Source organism: Planococcus dechangensis, from assembly GCF_042654465.1.
In the GTDB taxonomy this organism is placed as follows: Bacteria; Bacillota; Bacilli; order Bacillales_A; family Planococcaceae; genus Planococcus; species Planococcus dechangensis.
In genome coordinates, this window is sequence record NZ_JBHSGL010000005.1 from 1527116 (window position 1) to 1545973 (window position 18858).

At 48.6% G+C, this 18858-nt stretch carries 20 protein-coding genes; 6 read left to right on the forward strand and 14 right to left on the reverse strand.

Annotated features, from left to right (window positions below):
* The 4 genes from ACFO5U_RS10710 to adh all read right to left on the reverse strand — a co-directional run bounded on the left by ACFO5U_RS10710 (position 1) and on the right by adh (position 2878).
* On the reverse strand, positions 1–597 hold the full coding sequence (locus ACFO5U_RS10710; protein WP_377279058.1) for a Fic/DOC family protein: 597 nt from the start codon (positions 595–597) through the stop codon (positions 1–3).
* Complete coding sequence (locus ACFO5U_RS10715; RefSeq protein ID WP_058382723.1) at positions 590–778, reverse strand: hypothetical protein; 189 nt, start codon at positions 776–778, stop codon at positions 590–592. The genes ACFO5U_RS10710 and ACFO5U_RS10715 overlap by 8 nt, the downstream gene beginning before the upstream one ends.
* A 200-nt stretch (positions 779–978) precedes the next feature.
* Positions 979–1338 (reverse strand): DUF779 domain-containing protein, encoded by a 360-nt coding sequence (locus tag ACFO5U_RS10720; RefSeq protein ID WP_377279059.1) that lies wholly within the window; start codon positions 1336–1338, stop codon positions 979–981.
* 19 nt (positions 1339–1357) lie between these two features.
* Complete coding sequence (gene adh / locus ACFO5U_RS10725) at positions 1358–2878, reverse strand: aldehyde dehydrogenase (protein WP_377279060.1); 1521 nt, start codon at positions 2876–2878, stop codon at positions 1358–1360.
* A gap of 211 nt (positions 2879–3089) precedes the next feature.
* Between adh and rluF the strand changes: the two genes are divergently transcribed.
* Both rluF and ACFO5U_RS10735 read left to right on the forward strand, forming a co-directional pair.
* Positions 3090–3797 carry a 23S rRNA pseudouridine(2604) synthase RluF gene (rluF, locus tag ACFO5U_RS10730; protein ID WP_377279061.1) on the forward strand — a complete coding sequence of 236 codons (708 nt, stop codon included), beginning with the start codon at positions 3090–3092 and terminating at the stop codon, positions 3795–3797.
* A gap of 11 nt (positions 3798–3808) precedes the next feature.
* Positions 3809–4525: a DUF6904 family protein gene (locus ACFO5U_RS10735; RefSeq protein ID WP_377279062.1), complete on the forward strand. Its 717-nt coding sequence runs from the start codon at positions 3809–3811 to the stop codon at positions 4523–4525.
* A 179-nt stretch (positions 4526–4704) separates the two neighbouring features.
* On the opposite strand, the gene ACFO5U_RS10740 is transcribed toward ACFO5U_RS10735, so the two are convergent.
* The 6 genes from ACFO5U_RS10740 to ACFO5U_RS10765 form a co-directional block, all read right to left on the reverse strand.
* Complete coding sequence (locus ACFO5U_RS10740) at positions 4705–5004, reverse strand: AraC family ligand binding domain-containing protein (RefSeq protein WP_377279063.1); 300 nt, start codon at positions 5002–5004, stop codon at positions 4705–4707.
* Between the two features lie 24 nt (positions 5005–5028).
* Complete coding sequence (locus ACFO5U_RS10745; RefSeq protein WP_377279064.1) at positions 5029–5454, reverse strand: CBS domain-containing protein; 426 nt, start codon at positions 5452–5454, stop codon at positions 5029–5031.
* 277 nt (positions 5455–5731) lie between these two features.
* Positions 5732–6454 (reverse strand): amino acid ABC transporter ATP-binding protein, encoded by a 723-nt coding sequence (locus tag ACFO5U_RS10750; RefSeq protein ID WP_377279065.1) that lies wholly within the window; start codon positions 6452–6454, stop codon positions 5732–5734.
* Positions 6455–6466: 12 nt separating this feature from the next.
* On the reverse strand, positions 6467–7141 hold the full coding sequence (locus ACFO5U_RS10755; RefSeq protein WP_377279066.1) for an amino acid ABC transporter permease: 675 nt from the start codon (positions 7139–7141) through the stop codon (positions 6467–6469).
* Positions 7142–7172: 31 nt separating this feature from the next.
* Positions 7173–8012, reverse strand: coding sequence for a transporter substrate-binding domain-containing protein (locus ACFO5U_RS10760; protein WP_377279067.1), 840 nt, complete (start codon positions 8010–8012; stop codon positions 7173–7175).
* Positions 8013–8085: 73 nt separating this feature from the next.
* On the reverse strand, positions 8086–8928 hold the full coding sequence (locus tag ACFO5U_RS10765; RefSeq protein ID WP_377279068.1) for a MurR/RpiR family transcriptional regulator: 843 nt from the start codon (positions 8926–8928) through the stop codon (positions 8086–8088).
* A 269-nt stretch (positions 8929–9197) separates the two neighbouring features.
* Here ACFO5U_RS10765 and ACFO5U_RS10770 point away from each other — a divergent pair, with 269 nt between their 5' ends.
* From ACFO5U_RS10770 to ACFO5U_RS10785, 4 genes are read left to right on the forward strand one after another with little or no spacing between them, the layout of a single operon-like run.
* A complete protein-coding gene (locus ACFO5U_RS10770; RefSeq protein ID WP_377279069.1) occupies positions 9198–9950 on the forward strand; it encodes a carotenoid biosynthesis protein in 753 nt (250 codons plus the stop codon).
* On the forward strand, positions 9947–10624 hold the full coding sequence (locus ACFO5U_RS10775) for a lysophospholipid acyltransferase family protein (RefSeq protein ID WP_377279070.1): 678 nt from the start codon (positions 9947–9949) through the stop codon (positions 10622–10624). Before ACFO5U_RS10770 ends, ACFO5U_RS10775 begins: the two co-directional genes overlap by 4 nt.
* Positions 10621–11721: a glycosyltransferase family 2 protein gene (locus ACFO5U_RS10780; RefSeq protein ID WP_377279071.1), complete on the forward strand. Its 1101-nt coding sequence runs from the start codon at positions 10621–10623 to the stop codon at positions 11719–11721. The genes ACFO5U_RS10775 and ACFO5U_RS10780 overlap by 4 nt, the downstream gene beginning before the upstream one ends.
* A complete protein-coding gene (locus ACFO5U_RS10785; protein ID WP_377279072.1) occupies positions 11718–13199 on the forward strand; it encodes a phytoene desaturase family protein in 1482 nt (493 codons plus the stop codon). Before ACFO5U_RS10780 ends, ACFO5U_RS10785 begins: the two co-directional genes overlap by 4 nt.
* A 69-nt stretch (positions 13200–13268) precedes the next feature.
* Here ACFO5U_RS10785 and ACFO5U_RS10790 read toward each other — a convergent pair whose 3' ends face one another.
* The 4 genes from ACFO5U_RS10790 to ACFO5U_RS10805 form a co-directional block, all read right to left on the reverse strand.
* Positions 13269–14099 carry a phytoene/squalene synthase family protein gene (locus tag ACFO5U_RS10790; RefSeq protein ID WP_377279491.1) on the reverse strand — a complete coding sequence of 277 codons (831 nt, stop codon included), beginning with the start codon at positions 14097–14099 and terminating at the stop codon, positions 13269–13271.
* On the reverse strand, positions 14099–15550 hold the full coding sequence (locus ACFO5U_RS10795; protein WP_377279073.1) for a phytoene desaturase family protein: 1452 nt from the start codon (positions 15548–15550) through the stop codon (positions 14099–14101). Before ACFO5U_RS10795 ends, ACFO5U_RS10790 begins: the two co-directional genes overlap by 1 nt.
* The gene (locus ACFO5U_RS10800; protein ID WP_377279074.1) at positions 15547–17073 is read right to left on the reverse strand and encodes a phytoene desaturase family protein; all 1527 of its coding nucleotides are present in this window, start codon (positions 17071–17073) and stop codon (positions 15547–15549) included. The genes ACFO5U_RS10795 and ACFO5U_RS10800 overlap by 4 nt, the downstream gene beginning before the upstream one ends.
* Positions 17074–18150: 1077 nt before the next feature.
* Complete coding sequence (locus ACFO5U_RS10805; RefSeq protein WP_377279075.1) at positions 18151–18708, reverse strand: 3D domain-containing protein; 558 nt, start codon at positions 18706–18708, stop codon at positions 18151–18153.
* Positions 18709–18858: the final 150 nt, after the last annotated feature.

Sequence of the window (18858 nt, forward strand, 5' to 3'; positions counted from 1 at the left end):
TTATTTTTCTGCTTGTGTGATTTCTGCTAATAACGCTTCCAATCGCTCGTTGTCTTTATTGAAAGAGTCCACAAACGCATTAATGATATGGGCAGGCTCTTTGATCTTTTCCCAATCCAACCGGTAGCCGGCATTTCTCGCAAGCTGGCGGGCAAATTCCCGGACCGCTCTGCCGTTGCCTTCCCGGAAAGGATGGAGCGCATTCAGCTCCGCCAAATAATGGGCGAGCCGCCGGATAAAAGCATCCTTGCTTAAGCCTTTCAAGTAACCCTCTTCAGCTAATTCGTCAAAAAGCTGTTTTAATTGGCCTGCCAGATGTTTCGGGTGGGCAAATGTCGAACTTCCTTTTGAAGTCATCTCCTCACGTAGCTTACCTGCAAACGGGTATACGTCCTGCAATAGGCAGCGATGGATATCGAGGAATACAGCCAAATCTGTCGGGTCTTTCGGTTCCTTTAATTGCAATTCGGACAACCGGTAGAGTGCATAGACCGTCTCGATTTCTTTTAGTTTATCCTCGTCATGGATATCAAATGCGTTCACCAGCACATCGGTTCCGGGGTAGCTATACATGGAACTGTGCTGATACTTAGACATCGAAACGTGCTTTGATGGCCTGATGGAATTGAGCTTCTGTCCGTTCTCCAGTCAATACAGAGCGGACAAAATTCCGGTCTTCATGGGTCACATCAAACCCTTCCGTTACAAGAGAGTGTGCGGCGCAGGAAATCGCGTGATTGGCTTGTTCATGGGATACCCGGTTAGCTAAATTCGTCACATGGATGACCACCTTTCATTCTGCTATTATACCATTTTCGGACGCATTTTTCCATGATTGCCGCTCTTGTTATAGTATTTTCATGCTCCTGCAAAAGCTTTCGAAATCCCTCTGAAACAGCCTCGATCAATCCTGCCTTTTAAAATGTTTCAGCCATTGAACAGAGAAAACTCCGGATGCATTTCATCCGGAGTTTTCTCTTATTGATTTTGCAGTTGTTGTTGTTCTTCTTTCGTGAACACACGCGACCGGGTCAAAAAACGCTTTCCTTCCGACCCTTCAAGCGAAAACATTCCACCGCGTCCCGGGACGACATCAATGATCAATTGGGTATGCCGCCAATACTCAAACTGGCTTTTATGCATATAAAATTTACTGTCGCCGATGACACCCATCAATACATCTTGATCACCGACCATCAAATCACCTTCCGGGTAGCACATCGGGGAACTGCCGTCACAGCAGCCGCCCGATTGATGGAACATCACTGGCCCGTGCTTTTGTTTCAACGACTCGATCAATTCGAGTGCAGCGTCTGTGGCAATTACCCGTTCTGTCATGGCTAGCCCTTCTTTCTGATCAGAAGAACCCGAGCTTGTCTTCGCTGTAGCTGACGAGCATGTTCTTCGTGTTTTGGTAATGGCTGAGCATCATTAAGTGGTTCTCACGCCCGAAGCCGGACATTTTGTAGCCGCCGAATGCCGCATGCGCCGGATACTGGTGGTAGCAGTTCGTCCACACACGGCCCGCCTGGATGCCGCGTCCGAAGCGATACGCTGTATTCGTATCACGCGTCCAAATACCGGCTCCAAGGCCGTAAAGCGTGTCGTTGGCAAGTTCCATCGCTTCTTCTTTTGTTTTGAATGTAGCCACCGCGAGTACAGGCCCGAAAATTTCTTCCTGGAAAATGCGCATCGTGTTGTCGCCTTTAAAGACGGTAGGCTGGATATAGAAGCCTTCTGCAAGATCGCCTTCTAGCATATTGCGGTCACCGCCGGCAAGCACTTCCGCGCCCTCTTGTTTCCCGATTTCCAAGTAGGATTGGATTTTCTCCAGCTGCTCGTTTGAAGCCTGCGCTCCCATCATCGTTGCCGGATCCAGCGGGTTGCCGGTTTTGATTTCTTCTACGCGCTTGATGGCGCGTTTCATGAACTCTTCGTAAATATCTTCCTGGATCAATGCACGGGATGGGCATGTACATACTTCGCCTTGGTTCAGGGCGAACATGACGAATCCTTCTACTGCCTTATCCAAAAATGCATCGTCCTGGTCCATGACGTCTTTGAAGAAGATATTCGGAGATTTACCTCCGAGCTCAAGTGTCACCGGGATCAAGTTTTGAGATGCGTATTGCATGATCATGCGGCCTGTCGTCGTTTCGCCTGTGAAAGCGATTTTGCTGATGCGCGGGCTTGATGCCAGCGGTTTGCCCGTCTCGAGGCCAAAACCGTTGACGATATTCAAGACGCCTGGAGGAAGCAAGTCGCCGACCAGCTCTGCCCAGACGAGAATGCTTACCGGAGTCTGCTCAGCAGGCTTCAAGACGACGCAGTTTCCTGCAGCAAGTGCCGGAGCGAGTTTCCATACCGCCATAAGCAATGGGAAGTTCCAAGGAATGATCTGCCCGACTACGCCCAACGGCTCATGGAAATGATAAGCAACCGTATCGTTGTCGATTTGGCTGATGCCGCCTTCTTGTGCACGGATTGCGCCCGCAAAATAGCGGAAATGGTCGATCGCCAACGGCAAATCGGCATTCAATGTTTCACGCACAGCCTTGCCGTTATCCCACGTTTCAGCCACTGCCAGCATCTCTAGGTTCGCTTCCATGCGGTCAGCGATTTTCAGCAGGATATTGCCGCGTTCCGTCGTTGAAGTTTTCCCCCACGCTTCTTTCGCAGCATGGGCAGCATCGAGCGCCGACTCCACGTCTTCTGCGCTCGAACGCGCCACTTTTGTGAAGACTTTACCGTTGACCGGTGATAAGTTTTCAAAATACTGGCCATTTTTCGGCGCTTGCCATCCACCGTTTATATAATTATCGTACTGCTCTTTGAAATTTACTTTTGACCCCTCTGTATTCGGAACTGCATAAACCATTCTACATCTCTCCCTCGTTTGGTTTCGCCCCAACTTGTATGCGCTTACACAAACGTTTCATGTGTATGCTTTTTTTGGAGCTCGCCTCTATATATTGTCAAATTAATCGGAAAATTGCAACTGTTAGCCTACAAAATTTTTTTATCCTCGGGACATCTGGAGTATAATGGGTACGAGACAGAGGAAATACTTAAACCGAAAGGACTTTTTTATGCGAATCAATAAATTCCTGAGTGAAACAGGCATTACATCCCGCCGCGGTGCGGATAAATTCATCGAAGCCGGCCGCGTATCCATCAATGGCCAACAAGCTGAGCTCGGCAGCAAAGTGGAATACGGGGATGAAGTCTACGTAGACGGCAAGCTGATCGAACAACCCGAGCGCGCATATGTCTATTTACTGCTCAATAAGCCAATCGGTATCACCAGCACGACCGAGCGGCACATCGACGGCAATATCGTTGACTTCATCAACCACCCCGAGCGTATCTTCCATGTCGGCAGGCTCGACAAAGATTCCGAAGGGCTGATTCTCATGACCAACGATGGCGACATCGTCAACGAAATTCTGCGTGCTGAAAACGAGCATGAAAAAGAATATATCGTCACGGTCGATAAACCGGTTACCGATGAGTTTCTGGAAAAGATGGCGAGCGGTGTGGAAATTCTAGATACCGTCACTCTCCCTGCCGAAGCCGAAAAAATTGCCAAGCAAGTGTTCAAGCTGACGATCAAACAAGGGCTAAACCGACAGATCCGCCGCATGTGTACAGCACTCGGCTATGAAGTGAAGCGGCTGCAGCGGATCCGCATCATGAATTTGCGCCTCGGTAATTTGAAAGTCGGCGAATGGCGCAACCTGACAGAAGACGAAAAACTTGAGCTGTTCGAGCAGCTTGGCTATCAACCGAAACGTTAAGGAGGCTGTTTATGTTAAGCATGAAAACGACCCCGAACCATACCGGCGTCAAGATCAGCGGTGATTATTTTGATTTGGATGAATTGAACCAGGCAATTTATAAAGTCATCGGAAAAGAAGGCGAATACCACGGCTACGAAGGTTCCCGACTGCGCATCCTCAGTATTTCCTATGAAATCCGCCACGCTGCCCAAGGCGACCGCAACGTCGATTTCGTCTTTAACGGCTTACACGAGCATACGAAAAAACAGCACGGCTTTATCGCGCCGGACAAGAATATTTACTTTTCCGCGGAAGTGTTATGGCCGGAGCTGTTGTATGCAGCTTACGCCTTAAAAGACTTCACACGGCTTTACCAGGACAAACAAGGTGATTTACTGGCGGACGTCCACGCACCGGTCATCGCTAAATTCCAGGCGCTCGTGCTCGATTGCCTGCACGGCCATGTACCTGAAGAAGAATACAAAGCCATTTTGGAGGCGTTCCGCAAATCACCGCCGGTCAATGATTATGCGATCCAGTATGTCGACTTGTTGAATTTGAAATACATCGACATGACCAGGCAGCAACGTGAGAAAAGTTTGTCCACAATTGCTATGAAACTCGCCTTGCAGGACCCGGAATATCAAGCATTCCGTAAACAAGTAATTGGTGCGGCTGCGCCTGGCAAGCAACCGATCCACGAAATCGGCATCCAGGCTGAATATCCTGAACAAGTTGAATGGTAGAAAACATCTTGGATTCGAGTTCAGCAAAGTAATGCCCAGCAGTATGGAACGGGCGGGTCGGCAGTTCAAGCTTTAGAGAACTACCTAATTTCATGGTTCAGGAAATGCCTGCTTCTTGTAAACTATAAATTTTATTAATCCTTTTAAAAAAACCTCTCAAGCGTCAGCCTGAGAGGTTATTAGGCTTTAATTTGAAATACCAGCAAATCGCTGTCTTCCTCAGCTAGAAGCTGGTGATTTTCCATAGGAGCCAGATGCAGGACGTTTTCCGGCGTCGCCTCAACAGTTTCACCATCCGATGTGAACCGAACACGCCCTTTTCTAACCACGATGACTACTTCAGCATCCGCATTATGCTCCGGGATAGCTTCACCTTTACGTAATTGAATGTTCATCACTTTAGCATTGGCCGTTTGCAGCACCGCTGCACTTTTCTTAGCCTTTACTTCCAGTGCATTCGGGGTTTCTTTCGTTTCCATCTCGCGCCTCCTGTTCTATTCCGCTCAACGACGCGGTTTTGCCGGTTCTGAAACTTTTTCAAGTACAATTTCTGCTTCATGCGCTGCCTTGCCCCTAATGGCGATATCGCCGAGCGAGACGATGCCAACGATTTGTTCTTGACGCACAATCGGCAAACGGCGGATTTGGTGCTTGGCCATCAAATTCGCCGCCTCCTCAACAAGCATTTCTTCAGTTCCGGTAATTAAAGTTTCCGAAAAAATTTCTGAAATGGGCGCATCCGTCTCAAGTTCTTCCGCAATGCCCCTCAGCACGATGTCACGATCCGTGACGATGCCCACAATCTTTCCCTCTTCACAAATCGGAATTGAACCGACATTGATTTCGCGCATCTTGGCAGCAATATCTTGGATTGTTACAGTCGGCGGGCAGGTCTCTACATCAGTTGTCATTATTTCCTCTATTTTCATGCCGTCTCCTCCTCGAATTCTCTCTATTAATAGTCTTTATCCTCTTTTGAGGGCTGAAAACGTCATTAGTCAAAGAAAGTATTTTAATCACCCTCCAACTTTGTTTACAACCCTTGCAACTGCAAAAAGAAAACGGTGCCACTCAAACGCTTGTAGTCGACCTTTATGAAAAAGCCGACCTTGCCATCAACCTCTAATACAAAAAAACAGATCCGGATCCGGATCTGTTTTTTTGTATCAGCTGCATGCATTAAATCATGTACTTACATGCAAATCTTTATTCAACTAATTGGATAAACTGGCGAGTTCGTTCATGCTGCGGATTTCCAAAGAAATTTTTCGGATCTGCCGACTCGATGATGGTCCCTTGATCGATCATGATGATGCGGTCCGCTACTTCTTTGGCAAACTTCATCTCATGGGTCACAACGACCATCGTCATGCCTTCTTCAGCAAGCTGCTTCATAACTTGCAGCACTTCTCCGACAAGTTCTGGATCGAGCGCCGAGGTCGGCTCGTCGAACAGCATCACTTTCGGCTCCATTGCCAGCGAGCGTGCAATGGCCACACGTTGCTTTTGACCGCCTGACAATTTGCTCGGGTAGACGTCCGCTTTATCGCTCAAGCCGACCTTCTTCAATAGTTCGAGCCCAAGTTTTTTCGCTTTGTCCTTATTCATTTTCTTGACCGTGATAGGCGCTTCGATGACATTCTCAAGCACCGTTTTATGAGGGAACAAATTGAAATGCTGGAACACCATGCCGACTTCAGCACGGATTTTCGTCAAATTGTCCTTTTTGGGATCGACTTTTTTGCCGTCGATCGTAATAGACCCTTCGTTAATCATCTCCAGGAAGTTAAAGCATCTGAGCAGCGTACTTTTGCCAGATCCGCTGACACCGACCAGAACAACCACCTCTTGGGGTTTGACGTGGAGATCCACGCCCTTCAACACCTCGAGATCACCAAAGGATTTGTGTATATTTTCTCCAATAATCATAACTGCTCCTCCTTAGGCTGTTTTCTTGTCCACATCAAGCCGGTTTTCATACCAACGCAGCAAGTACGTGAAGATCATGACGAGCACCAAGTAGTAAAGCGCGACGACAATGAACGATTCAAATGGCTGGAAAGATTGCGCCGCTTCCCGGTTGGCGAGGGAGAAAATCTCCGCGACACCGATAATGTATACAAGCGATGAATCTTTTAATGTAATGATAAACTGGTTGCCAAGCGGCGGAATCGAACGGCGAAGTGCTTGCGGGAAAACGATCCGCTGCATCGTCTGTTTGCGGTTCATCCCGAGCGACATACTCGCTTCGCGTTGTCCTGGGTCGACCCCTTGAATGGCGCCGCGGAAAATTTCCGCTATGTACGCGCCATTATGGACTCCAAGCGCGATGGCGCCTGCCCAGAAATTCGACATTGTATAAATTTCTACTATCCCGAAATACAGGAACATAATTTGTACGATCAGCGGTGTACCGCGGATGATCGTAATATAGATATTGGCGATGGCTTGAAGGATTTTTGATCCTGAAATTTTCATCAAGGCAAAGACCAAACCGATAACTGTCCCTAATATAACACCGACTGCGGTTAATTGAAGCGTAACGACCGCTGCTCGCAAGAAGCCCGGATACGTTCGCATAAAGACCTCATATACCGTTCCGAATAACTCAAACATAATCCGTTTCCCCTCCTCTTCTCAACTGTAATTAGTTAAGAATATCGATTCCTTCTAGATCTACATCAAGGAGGTCGCGACCGAACCATTTTTCGGAAATCTCAGCATACGTTCCATCTTCGATGATTGCCGCAAGCGCTTCGTTGATTGCCGCGAGTAATTCCTCATCTTCCGGACGGACTGCTACCGCTGCTTGCTCAATCCATAGCGGATCGCCGACCATTTCGATTTCAAGTCCGGCGTTTTGTGCTTCAAAACCGACAACGTCAGCCGTGATAACTGCGTCCAGGCGGCCTTCAACCGTCAAATCCTGCAATGCGACAACATCACTATTGTAATACTGGATGTCATCCGTATAGCGCTGGGCAGCCGTGTCGTATGTACTTTGCCCGACTACGCCGATTGTTGCGCCTTCAAGATCTGCTTCAGATTGAATTTCTGTATTGCCTTCACGGACAAAGATAACGCCGCCCGAGTAATAGTATGGGTCCGAGAACGAAACTTGCTCTTCGCGTTCTTCTGTAATAGCCATTGAACCTAGAATGGCATCAAAGCGGTTGGTCGTCAGCCCTTGAATGATCGTTTCCCAAGGTGTGGTCACCGGGTTCGGCTCAAGGCCCATCTCTTCTGCAAGTGCATTGCCGATTTCAATGTCAAAGCCGGTCAAGTTGCCGCCTTCTTCATAGTTGAACGGTTTATACAAGCCGCTGGATGCGGACGTGAATTTTCCTTCTTCTACTAAGTTCAGATCGCTGCCTGTTCCTTCGGTTTCTGATCCTTCCGAGCCGGTTGTTGAGTCATCCGATCCACAAGCTGCGAGAAGCATGCCTGCTGTTAAAATTACGCCTGCCGTTGTAAATTTTTTGTTCATCTTGCTCTCCCCTTTTCGTATATAGTTGACCAAAACGCCGGAGCGATTCGGGACGTGCCTGCGATGGGTTCGGTTATATGAAGATGTCTTGATCGCTGTATGCCGCTTCCAATTGTGCGAGCTTTTCTTTGACTTTTGCATGTTCTTTCACATAGAGAAAGCGCATGACGGACGTCAACAATGCGTGGACCGCCGTATAAGAATCGATATTAAGATTGGCATTAACTGAAACGGCGAGCACCATGTCCGCACTTTGCGCTGCCGGTGAATCTTCCCGGTCGGTCAAGACGATTACTGTGGCACCGCGCCCCTTAGCGAACTCCAAAGTGTCGATCAAAGTACGCGTATAGCGTGGGAATGCAAAAGCGACAATCGTGTCCCCCGGTCCGAGAACCGCCAATTGACGATAGTAACTAGCGGTGCCCGGCTGCATCATAGCCGTATCGCCAAGCGCGCTATTGAGCCAGCCGGCAAACCATTCGGCAAGGCCGAAATCGAAGAAATTGCCAGTTATATAGCGCGTTTCGGCACTGCTGATGCGATCGACCACCTGCAATAAATTGTCCTCATTGATGGTCTGCTTGAGCTTTAAAATGCTTGAAATGTCTGCATCGAGCAAATTTTCCAAAAACGATTGATCCGCGGCTATCGCTAGCGGTTCTTCTCTAGCCTTTTCCAGCCGTTCTTCCGCCAGTTTGCGCTGAAGCATATGCTGAAATTCTGTATAACCCCGATAACCGAGTTTCTGCGTCCACCTGATGACGGTCGACTCACTGACGTGCACCCGTTTCCCCACTTCCAATGCGGGTGAAAAAGCAAGAAAGATCGGTTCACGGACAAAGAGATCCGCAATTTTCTTCTGGCCCGAACTGAAATTTTCATAAGACGCTGACACATTTCGCAGTAAATCCTGCATATTCCATACCCCCATCGCAAGAACACGCTCTGTTGCTTCCTTTGAGTATACACATTTGCAGGATTCCCTGCAATATTTCACTGAAAATTCTGCGCTCATTTATAACATTTTCCTCATAAATATACCGTCCTGACAAGCTTCGTAACTTATGTAAAATCTTCATTTTTTATTTTGATATCCTGCATTCAAAGTGAACCGCCCTTTTCTTTCGTCTTTCCCGACTAATGTTGTACACTATTTGTATAACTAATTTAGATGGGGTGCTGCTGGTGAAATGGGAAGATCGTATTTTTAAATTGTTTATTTTTTGGTACATATGCGGCGTTATCTTGCTGAGCTTTGATTTATTGCCTTGGTGGCTGGAATGGGCCAATGCGTTCTTCCTCATACTCGCCGGAACGCTCGGCTTTCTTTATTTATGGAACCGCTTCGGCGCTCGTGTCGGCGGATCGGTCGGCGTGCTCATATTCTTTTCTACATTCATCGTTGAATGGGCTGGAGCCGACAGTGGATTTTTATTCGGTTCTTATGATTACACTGACCGCTTTGCCCCTAATGTCTTTGGCGTTCCGATTGCCATCGGTTTTGCCTGGCTTATGGTCATGGCCACGAGCCATGTCATCGCGCGCTGGATTGTACCAGCTGGCGGTATTATGTACGCAGCAGTTGGCGGCATTGCCGCAGTCATCATCGATTTGATCATCGACCCTGTCGCCTACCAGATCAAAGGCTACTGGATATGGGAGGATACCGGCTTTTATTACGATATCCCGTGGACAAACTTCACCGGCTGGTTCATCGTGGCATTCGTTCTTCACTTGATCTTGGATGCGGCCTTCCGCTACCGGAAGCTGCATGTGCAAGCAGAGCAAGCGGAAAACCGCATGGTTCTTTTATATGTGCTGATGATCGCCATGTTCATCCTGCTCGGAGCGATCGGCGGCTTGTGGCTCGCGGCATTGCTGACTTCGGCACTGACGGCACTTATCGTCTTCGTGGCATGGAAGAGGCGTCCACAATGATGCCGGCCCAAAAGTCTGGCCTATTTGAACGCGCCTTCGCCGTTTATTTGCTGCCGTCGATCCGCAGGTCATTTTCACATCTATACGGCCGCGGCATCGAAGCGCCTAAAGGGCCGGCACTGATTATTTCAAATCATAGTTCATGGTGGGATGGCCTGTTGTTCTTTTTCCTGAATCACCGTTTCTGGAAACTCGATGTACATATTATGATGCACGAGCGCGGGCTGAAAAAGTTTCCTTTTTTCAGGCGGCTCGGTGCCTTCTCCATCGACCGAAACAATCCGAAAGACATACTCGCCTCGCTGCGCTATGCAGAAGGTTTGTTGAAACAAGGCAAAACGGTCATCTTATTTCCGCAAGGCGATGAATATCATCTAGAAACCCGCCCCCTGCAATTCCATACAGGCACCTTGTATTTGATGGAGAAATGCCCGGACGTTCCGCTAATTCCTGTCCGCTTCTATTATTCGATGCGCCGGGAGAAAAAGCCTGAAGTATGGATCGACCAAGGCAAAGCCATAGCGCTCACTGATATTCCAGAAGGGTCCAGACATGAAAGAACGTTATGGTTGCAGAACCGTGAAATTGCCGCGCTTGACCGTTTGAAAGAGGATGTATTGGAAGAAAATTACGAAGAGTTCCAGGATATGCTGAAAAGGAGGCGCAACACATGACGGTTTTGATCACGTTTCATATCGCCTTTTTTCTTTGGATCGTCATCAACCGCGTTTTCCTGCCAGCGCTTCCGAAACAGCCTGCTTTGGCAAAAAGCCCTTTCGTCTCGGTACTAGTGCCGATGCGCAACGAAGAACGCAACGTTCCGTCTATAGTGCGTTCGCTCAAGGAAACCGATTGGGAACATGCTGAATTCATCATTTTGAACGACCAATCAACTGACGGCACTCAAGCCGCGCTTGACCGTGAAATTGACGGCGACAGCCGTTTCACCGTCTTGCAAGGCGTGGAACTGCCTGAGGGGTGGGTCGGTAAAGTTCATGCTTGCCATCAGCTGCAACAGCACGCTCACGGGGAGTACCTATTTTTCGTCGATGCTGATGTCCGTTTCCGTAAACAGGCCATACGCCAGACATTGAGCTTGATGGAAAAACGCAAAGCAGCGCTGCTTTCCGGCTTTCCCGCATTCGATGTGCCGGTATTCCTCAGCAAACTGCTAGTGCCGATGCTGCATTTCGTCGTATTTTTCCATTTGCCGCTGCTGCTCGCCAATTATACGAAGTTTCCGGCAGCCACCGCTGCCAACGGCATGTGGATGGCATTCGAACGCAAAGCATATGATTCGATCGGCGGCCATAGCGCTGTGCGCACTTCACTCGTCGAGGATGTGCATATTGCACGCACATTAAAACGGCACGGGCATAAAGTGCTGCTCGCAAACATTACCGCTTCCGTCAAATGCCGGATGTATGAAACTCCAGGCGAAGTGTGGGAAGGCTTCTTGAAAAACAGCTACACCGGCATCGGCCGTTCACCGCTGATTGCAATCCTTCTGACGCTATTTTATGCAGCCTTTTACATTTTCCCGCTATTTTTGGCCGCAGCCGGTTTATTCACCGGCAACTTGCTATGGCTCGTTCCCTACGCATTGACGGTTCTGCAGCGCTGGTACGTCGATATGGTGACCAATCAACGCTGGTACTTGGCGTTTCTTATGCCGCTGCAGGCAGCGGCGATGCTCGCTGTCATGTTGACCGCTATGCGCAAATCGTTGAAAAAAGAGTCCTACACATGGAAAGGCAGGCATTATTCATGAAGCGACCCCATATAGCGATTGTCGGCGGCGGGCTTGGCGGCTTGGCGGCGGCTGTAACGCTCTCCCACGCCGGCATGCGCGTCAGCCTATTCGAGAAAAACAGCCATTTCGGGGGCAAGCTGATGCCTGTCGAACTCGGCAGCTACCGCTTTGACTTCGGCCCGAACACCATCACCTTGCCTGGAGTCTTCCAGCAAGTCGTTTCGCAAACCGGACGAGATCCTGAACGATATTTCCAGCTCGAGAAGCTTGATGTCCATACACGCAACCATTTTCCAGATGGCAGCCAGATCGACTTTACCGCCGATCGCGACGGCATGATGCGCCAACTCAAAATGCTCGATACATTTGCCGCTGGGCGCTATGATGCTTTCCTCAAAGAAACCGAACGACTTTACCGTCTGTCTGAACAGTATTTCTTTCCCTTGAGTTTTCAGTCGTTCCGTGATTATTTATCTCCAGCACTTGGAAAAGCTTTGCTGCAGGTGCGGCCATACGAATCGATGGACCGCTTTTTCGGCCGCTACTTCAAACATCCTGGCCTTCGCCAGGCGTTCGGTCGCTATGCTACTTATATCGGCTCGTCGCCTTACAAAGCCCCGGCAACTTTTGCCATGATCGCGCATTTGGAGCTCGCACAAGGTGTGTTTTATGTGAAAGGCGGCAACACTTCGATTGCAAAAGGTTTTGCAGCAGTGGCATCCGAATGCGGTGCACAACTCCATGCAGATACGGCGGTCACCCGCATTCTGACAGAAAAGGGACAAGCATGCGGATTGGAACTGGCGGATGGACGGATGGTCGAAGCTGATGCTGTCATTTTAAACGGCGATTTATTATCCGCTTTTCCGGAACTCGTAGAGGAACAAAAGCGTCCGTCTTTCCGCAACGCCAAACGCGATAAGTTCGAACCGTCGATCTCTGCATTTGTCATTACCGCAGGGCTCAATGTGCGCCTCCCGGAACTAAAGCATCATAATGTCTTTTTTTCAGGCGATTATCCCGGCGAATTCCGGGAGTTGTTTGCCGACAACTCCTATAGCAACGATCCAACCATCTACATCAGCAATTCTTCTCATAGCGATCCATCCGTTTCGCCGGAGGGCGACAATTTGTTCATTCTCGTGAATGCCCCTGCCTTAACGGCCGATAACCAGCTGCAGATCGATCCCGAGCGCTATAAAGAACGGATTTATGACCTACTGGAGCATTACGGCATCTTTATCCGAGAACACATCAAACAAGAAAAAATCTTCACCCCTGCCTTTATCCGCGATAAATTCGGATCTCACCGCGGAGCGTTATATGGTCCTTCTTCCAATCGGCCGCAAGATGCGTTCTTGCGGCCTGGCAATGCCAGCCGCGACATCGACGGATTGTATTTTGTCGGCGGCAGCGTCCACCCTGGAGGCGGATCCCCAATGGTGACATTAAGCGGGCTGAACGTCGCCCGCCGCTTGATCCGAAAACATTTATAACCAACACAAAAAAAGCTGTTGTCATCCGCCAAAGGCGAAAAATGACAACAGCTTTTCTTATGTCCTATTTTATAAGCACGCCAAAATGGATTGTTTGGAGTCTTCTGTAACGTAATGTTTTTGGTGGAATACCGTATATTCTTTCGAACGGATGGTCGACAGGATCTCCCGGTAAACTAGCGCAGCCCCTTTGACCGGAACCCGGGAAGACAAAGGATAATCGTCCATCGTCTCAAAAGCGCGATCGTAATGGAATTCAGCAATTTTGGCCAGTTCTTCCCAAACTTGGATGAATGATTGCGAAACCGTTCCACTGCCGAGCGCTTCTTCGGCAAGGCCGTATTTGTTCATGATATCCTGCGGCAGATAGATGCGGCCCATCGACAAGTCTTCGCCGATGTCACGCAGGATATTGGTGATCTGCATCGCGTAGCCGAGGGAAACCGCGCCGTCTTTCAACAACTCGGTGCGCCCTGGCGCCAATACCGGCAACAGCATCAAGCCGACCGTACTGGCGACATGGTAACTGTAATCAAGCAATTCATCCAGTGTCCGGTAACGGTTGATCGTCAAATCCATTTCCTGACCCTTGATCAAGCCGTAAAAGGCACTGGCATCCATATCGTAACTTTCGAACACGTCTTCAAGCGCCAGCCACATCGGATCATCCCAGCGAATCGATCCTGCCAGAAAATCATCAAACTCTTTTCGGAATGCATATAATTCGGTTTCAGGATCGCTGCCCTCATCCACAATGTCATCGACTTTCCGGCAGAAGGCATAAACTGCCCAAACCGCTTTGCGTTTTTCTTTAGGCAGGAGGGAAAATGCCTTGTAGAAGCTTTTCGAGTTGTCAGCAATAATGCGCTCGCAATAGCTATAGGCTTGCTTCAATTCCATCATGAACCGCCCCTTTTCTTCAAATCGCTGTGGATTCTCTCGGCCAGTAATTTTGCGCCTTGCATGACGATTGGAATGCCGCCGCCCGGATGGACGGATGCTCCAACTGCATACAGGTTTTCTGTCTTGTACGGCTTGATCTGAGGGCGGAATACACCGGATTGATTCAATGACGGCGCGATGCCGAAACTGCCTCCTTTGAATAATCCGAATGCTTCCGCATCTTTCGGTGTTCTCACTTCCATCCATTCGGTCGCTTCCCGAAGGCCTGGAAATGACAAATCCTCCATGCGGTCCAAAATGCGCCCGACCCACTCCTCATCGCCTGTCCAGTCGATCTCCGTGCCGGATGGAACCGGAACGAGCACGTACAGCACCGACTTGCCCTTTGGTGCGAGCGAGTCATCAATGACCGAAGGGTGGAATGTATAAAACGCTGGATTTTTCGTCTTCTGTCCTCTGACAAACACATCTTCCATATGCTCTTTATAATCATCACCGATAAAGAATTGGTGGACATTTACATCTTCATAAACCCGGTCTAATCCGAAATACATCAACACACAGGCAGAAGAGGCTGTGAACTCTTTTTCCTTTTTGGCCGGCGCCAATGTTTTCATGCCGGGGAAATCGCCGTTATAGACAATCGCATCATATTCCTCGATGCCGCCTTCCGTTTCGACTGCAGTAGCCCGCCCGCCTTTTTTCAAAATGCGCTGGACACTTGTGTTCATCCGGATGTCGACTTCTCGGGAGCGCAGCTCCTCTTCCATCACCGGAATGATACTGGCATAGCCGCCTTTTACGTAATAGACGCCGTGCTGGTGTTCACTGAACGGCACAAGCGAATACATCGCGGGTGCGCGGTACGGGTCGCCGCCGATATAAAGCGCCTGCAAGGAATAGGCGAGCCGCAAGCGTTCGTCCCTGAAATAGTTTTCCATCAATCTGTGGACCGACTGCTGGGGTTTCAACTGCATCAAATTACGGATGTTGCGAAACGTCCAGAAATCGGCTTTTCGGACGAAATCATGTTCCAAAAAGGCCGGTTTGCCGATATCGAAACGCTTCTGCCCTTCATCCATGAATCGGATAAAACCTTCTTTTTCTTGGGGAAATTGTTCTTCAATTTCCTGCAATTGTCGCTCACGGCCGGGATATTTCGTGTATACTTTTCCGTCCGTAAAACGGATTGTATAAAGCGGGTCACATAATAATAATTCGATTTTACCTGGATCAATTCCTGCTTGGCCAATTAAATCACGGAACATTTCGGGCAGCAGGACAATCGTCGGGCCTTCATCGATGCGAGACCCATCCCGTTCAACAAACGCCATCCTGCCCCCCAGTTTATGTTCTTTTTCATAAATGGTGACATCGTAGCCTTGCTTCGTTAAATAAAGAGCTCCCATCAAGCCGCCGATGCCGCCGCCGATTATGGCAATCCTCATGCAAATCCCCCCACTTTCGGAAGCGGGCTAATCGGAATCGTGCTTTTGCCATCTTCTTTTAAAATGCCGTTCGTGGTGATACGGGCGGATTCCAAAATGGTCGGCAAGCCGCTGCCAGGATGCGTTCCTCCGCCGACCAGCCAGCAATTGCCGAGCTCTTCGAATTTATTGTGCGGACGGAACACCATCATTTGCGATAGTTGATGGCCAAGATTGAATGTCGCGCCACGATAAACGGAGTAATCCGATTCCCAGCCGAATGGCGTCAAGATTTTCTCAACTTCGATATGGTCGCGCAAGTTTTTAAAATCCGTTTTCTCTTCAATAATATCCAAAACCAATTCGCGGAACGCTTCGTGCTCATGTTCCCAGCCGATATCGCTGAAGTTATTCGGCACCGGCGCCAATATATAGAGCGCGGATTTTCCTTCCGGAGCCAAAGTCGGATCGGTCACGCTGGCGTTCTGGACGTAGATCGACGGGTCAGCCGATAAGATTCTCGACTTCGTCATTTCTTCTACATTCTTTTTATAATCCTTCGAAAAGACAATCGTATGGTGGGACAAATCGTATTTCTTGTCGAGCCCTAAATACAACATAAATGTCGAACACGAATACTTTTTCTTGTCGAGCTTTGCTGGCGTATATTTCTTCAAGATGCCTGGTTCCACCAAATGAGTCATCGCATGGGCAAAATCGCCATTGATGATGACTTCATCCGCTGCTTCCCGACTGCCATCAATCAAGTCGACGCCTTTCACTGTGCGTCCCTCGATCCAAAGTTTTTGGACACCTTTGCCCAGATGGATGCGGCCGCCCATTTCTTTGATTGCTTTCGCCATCGCCGCCGACAGCTGATTAACGCCGCCGATCGGGTGGTAAATGCCGTACGCGTGCTCCATATACGACAGAATCGTAAAGGCGCCCGGGCATTCCCAAGGCGACATGCCGAGGTATTTGGATTGGAACGCGAATGCCATCTTCAGACGCTCATCTTTGAAGTAGCGCGACAGCACATCGTAAAGCGTCTTGCCGGCTTCAAGTTCCGGAAGCGCTTTGATCACTTTCGGCTGCATAAGGTCTGTCATGCGGTCCATTTTCGTCTGCAAAAGCGGAGACAGTGCTTCGAGCTTCTTGCCAGTATCTTTCATGAAGCGCGCATAGCCTTCTCCATCGCCTTTGAAATTTTCGTCGATTTGTTTCCGCATCGCTTCTGGATCTCGCGTCATCACCAAGTTCTGGTCTTCGAAGCGCAGTTCGTACATCGGGTCGAGTTCGATTGCTTCCATATAATTATGGACATTGCGCCCTGTCGTTTCGAATAATTCTTCCACAAGGTGCATCATGCTCAAAAACGTCGGTCCTGTATCAAATGTAAAATCACCTAGCGTCAAAGCAGAATTACGCCCGCCCACGCGATCTAGCTTTTCATATATGTCGACTTGGTAGCCTTTGCTTGCCAAAAGCATGCCTGCCGCCAAGCCTCCTGGCCCCGCTCCTATAATAATCATCCGTTTTGCCATTGCGTAAGCCCCCGTTTCACCCTATAAAAGTTATACATTACCTATACAAACAGTATATACGTATCTTCTATAAAAAACGAATCATTTGACTCTTTTTATTTCTCGTGTTTTCCAGGCTTGCTATTTTCTTTGTAGGAGCTTGATTTTCGCATTGCAATCCGTTTATTAGGGCTAAGTTTTCATAAGGAGTTGGGAAGTTATGTGCCGAATTGCTTTGCTTTTTAGAGCGGGGAATCGCTTCCCTGGGCTAGCTTAGATGAAGCTAGGTAGGGTTTTCTTGTGGAACTGTTCCGTTGTCCTATTTGGGCAACTCCCGAATATTCGCCGCCTTGCTTTGGGATGGCCTCTTGCCGCAAGCCAATGAATTGGCGAGAGGAAGTTGAGCCGATTCATTTGCGACGCATCTGCTCGCAGATGTGGGAGCAAGGTTTTTCATAGGATGCTTGCATGTATCTTTTCACTTACGGCGTCGGCTCACCCGTATGCGCTGGGCGGCTGAGTGATTTCATTGTGTGCAGATGGTTTAACCAGATCTGCTTCTGTACATAGTTGCCGGCTAGTGGGGGGAATCGCTTCCCTGGGCTAGCTTAGATGAAGCTAGGTAGGGGTTTCTTGTGGAATTGTTCCGTTGTTCTATTAGGGCAACTACCGAATATTCGCCGCCTTGCTTTGGGATGGCCTCGTGCAATAAGCCAAGAAGACCACTTGTCTTATTGCGTCGGCTCACCCGTATGCGCTGGGCGGCTGAGTGATTTCATTGTGTGCAGATGGTTTAACCAGATCTGCTTCTGTACATAGTTGCCGGCTAGTTGGGGAATCGCTTCTTTAGTGGAATAATTTGAACAGAAAAACGACTTTGCTCGTTCAGTGCGGCTTAACATGTTTACTATCTCTCCAGTTACCGAGAAGGATTTTGCGGCGTCGATCTTACCCACAAAGACATTCCTTTAACTGCATACAAACTCAAGAAGTTAAAGGAACATGAAATTTCTTTAAACCTTGAGACGGAGACCCTGAATAAATGAATTGCCACTTGTTTTAAAGCACAAAAAAACCGGCCAATGAGCCGGTTTTGGTTTATTTCAAGATTTTAATTTTTACGTTCTTGCGTCCCCATTTGAGCGCTTGGCTTTGAGTTGGGATGAAGACATCGATTTTATTGCCTTTGATTGCGCCGCCTGTATCTCCAGCGATTGCGTTACCATAGCCTTCTACCCATACTTTAGAGCCAAGTGGGATGACTTTCGGGTCGACTGCGATTACTTTAAGGCCTGGATTCTTTTTCAAGTTGATACCTGTTCTCGTGATTCCCGAGCAGCCTTTGCAATAAGCGGTATATGCTGTTGCGGATACAGTTAATTCCTTCACGACCGTGCCGGAAGATGCAGGCTTAGAAGCTGCTACTGGTTTGGCTGACGATTTCTTCAGCTTCAGTTTTTGTTTCGGATAGATCAAGTCTGATTTTAGACCGTTATATGATTTCAAGTTAGTTACAGATACTTTTGTTTGTTGAGAGATTTTGTAAAGAGTGTCTCCGCTTTTTACTGTATAAACGTCCGATGCTGCAGAAGTGGTAAGTGAAGTGCCGAGTAACAAAAACAATGCCATGCCCAAAGCCGCCATTAATTTTTTCAAGTTCCTATCCCCTTTGCCTATTGTTTGATTACGTGTATGTTCAAGATGTTGTAAGCTTGTCAGTAAAATTAAAATAGCACGCGAAGGTTACAGTTGTGTGACAGCAACAGGCATATTTGATTACAAATTAGGGTTTTTTCATGACAAAAG

Excerpts from the sequence above, each read along its gene's own strand:
- ACFO5U_RS10780 (WP_377279071.1), top strand. The coding sequence starts at position 10,621 with ATGACGGTTTTGATCACGTTTCATATCGCCTTTTTTCTTTGGATCGTC.
- ACFO5U_RS10760 (WP_377279067.1), bottom strand. The coding sequence starts at position 8,012 with ATGAACAAAAAATTTACAACGGCAGGCGTAATTTTAACAGCAGGCATG.
- ACFO5U_RS10745 (WP_377279064.1), bottom strand. The coding sequence starts at position 5,454 with ATGAAAATAGAGGAAATAATGACAACTGATGTAGAGACCTGCCCGCCG.
- ACFO5U_RS10710 (WP_377279058.1), bottom strand. The coding sequence starts at position 597 with ATGTCTAAGTATCAGCACAGTTCCATGTATAGCTACCCCGGAACCGAT.
- ACFO5U_RS10735 (WP_377279062.1), top strand. The coding sequence starts at position 3,809 with ATGTTAAGCATGAAAACGACCCCGAACCATACCGGCGTCAAGATCAGC.
- ACFO5U_RS10765 (WP_377279068.1), bottom strand. The coding sequence starts at position 8,928 with ATGCAGGATTTACTGCGAAATGTGTCAGCGTCTTATGAAAATTTCAGT.
- ACFO5U_RS10795 (WP_377279073.1), bottom strand. The coding sequence starts at position 15,550 with ATGAGGATTGCCATAATCGGCGGCGGCATCGGCGGCTTGATGGGAGCT.
- ACFO5U_RS10750 (WP_377279065.1), bottom strand. The coding sequence starts at position 6,454 with ATGATTATTGGAGAAAATATACACAAATCCTTTGGTGATCTCGAGGTG.
- adh (WP_377279060.1), bottom strand. The coding sequence starts at position 2,878 with ATGGTTTATGCAGTTCCGAATACAGAGGGGTCAAAAGTAAATTTCAAA.
- ACFO5U_RS10800 (WP_377279074.1), bottom strand. The coding sequence starts at position 17,073 with ATGGCAAAACGGATGATTATTATAGGAGCGGGGCCAGGAGGCTTGGCG.
- ACFO5U_RS10785 (WP_377279072.1), top strand. The coding sequence starts at position 11,718 with ATGAAGCGACCCCATATAGCGATTGTCGGCGGCGGGCTTGGCGGCTTG.
- ACFO5U_RS10740 (WP_377279063.1), bottom strand. The coding sequence starts at position 5,004 with ATGGAAACGAAAGAAACCCCGAATGCACTGGAAGTAAAGGCTAAGAAA.
- ACFO5U_RS10755 (WP_377279066.1), bottom strand. The coding sequence starts at position 7,141 with ATGTTTGAGTTATTCGGAACGGTATATGAGGTCTTTATGCGAACGTAT.
- ACFO5U_RS10790 (WP_377279491.1), bottom strand. The coding sequence starts at position 14,099 with ATGGAATTGAAGCAAGCCTATAGCTATTGCGAGCGCATTATTGCTGAC.
- rluF (WP_377279061.1), top strand. The coding sequence starts at position 3,090 with ATGCGAATCAATAAATTCCTGAGTGAAACAGGCATTACATCCCGCCGC.
- ACFO5U_RS10720 (WP_377279059.1), bottom strand. The coding sequence starts at position 1,338 with ATGACAGAACGGGTAATTGCCACAGACGCTGCACTCGAATTGATCGAG.
- ACFO5U_RS10775 (WP_377279070.1), top strand. The coding sequence starts at position 9,947 with ATGATGCCGGCCCAAAAGTCTGGCCTATTTGAACGCGCCTTCGCCGTT.